2 protein-coding genes are annotated in these 1,151 nt (G+C 51.0%); both read right to left on the reverse strand.

All coding sequences use genetic code 11. The features are described 5' to 3' along the window. On the reverse strand, positions 1-554 hold a 554-nt coding region (locus AC0QH1_RS24675; RefSeq protein WP_324634060.1), incomplete at its 3' end, for a hypothetical protein. 27 nt (positions 555-581) lie between these two features. After that, entirely contained in the window at positions 582-884 is a 303-nt protein-coding gene (locus tag AC0QH1_RS24680) for a hypothetical protein (RefSeq protein ID WP_324634061.1), read from the reverse strand. Positions 885-1,151: the final 267 nt, after the last annotated feature.

Below are 1,151 nucleotides of genomic sequence, written 5' to 3' on the forward strand. Positions count from 1 at the left end.
GCATTGCTTTGGCTGGGAGTTGCCGTAGCACTAGCACTACTGGCACTATCCTCCCCCGCATCGGCACTTTCTCCCGAGGCGCTGGCATTGCTGGAATTGCTGCTGGCTTCGGTACTGACATTGCTTTGGCTGGGAGTTGCCGTAGCACTAGCACTACTGGCACTTCCCCCGGCGTTATTGGTTTGAGCGCTGCTGCTACTGCTCTCCCCCGCCGCCGGGGAAACCGATGTCTCGGCTTCATCGCTCCCGGGATTGCTCTCCTCCTGGGCGTTGTTGGCATTGTGGGAATTGCTATTTTCTCCCGAAGTGTGAGCGGTAGCAGTGGTGCTGGGGGGCGAGTCTGAGGCAGCGATCGCTTCCCCACTGGCACTGCTGGCGGTGGCCCCGGGAGTAAACTCCGTGTCGCTACTGGTACTGGTTTCCCCGGTGGATGAAGTGGCGATCGTCTCGCTGTGACTTGCCGCACCGGTTTCATCCGCCACCGAAGCGGCACTCACGGTAGCGCTGCTGCCACTGGCGTCTGTGAGAGTTGTGGATTTGAAGGGCTTAGGCATGGTTATTTATCTCCTGGCGATAATGGTCTAAGAATAAAGAGAGAAAGAAAGACTGGTATCTTCTGAGCTACTTGTACCATAGTCACTTTCCGCGTAAGCAGACCCTTCAGCAAAAGAGTCCGTCATCGCGTAATCCTCCGAGGTATAAACCAAAACAGAGGTTTCGCTGCTGGTTGAGGTATAGTCACCGCTGGCTATAGCCGTAGCTTCGCCATAACCAAACCCGGAAACGGCGATCGTGTCTGCATCAGCAGACGTCCACACCCCGCCTGCAAGTTGCTCGCTTTCCTGCACTGTTTCTACAAAATTCAAATCTTCTACAACCATCATTGTTTCTCCTTATGTTCAAAATGAGTCTATCGCTCATATTTGTTATTTTTATTGTTTAAAAAAGGAAAATCCGGAACGGGGGAGAACCGCTGAAAGCTTTTCTCCCAGCTAACAGCGGTTATGTCTTTATACAATATTAAGTCTCGCTCTTAACTGCAATGACTAAACATAGTAATAACTATCGTCACTAGCAGAAAAGGCATTGACGGTAGAGATGGATTTACCATCATCTGCATAGGTGTTGAAAGAAACCTTGCTAAATGAATT

The sequence above is a fragment of the Phormidium sp. CCY1219 genome, from assembly GCF_055795085.1.

Excerpts from the sequence above, each read along its gene's own strand:
- AC0QH1_RS24680 (WP_324634061.1), bottom strand. The coding sequence starts at position 884 with ATGATGGTTGTAGAAGATTTGAATTTTGTAGAAACAGTGCAGGAAAGC.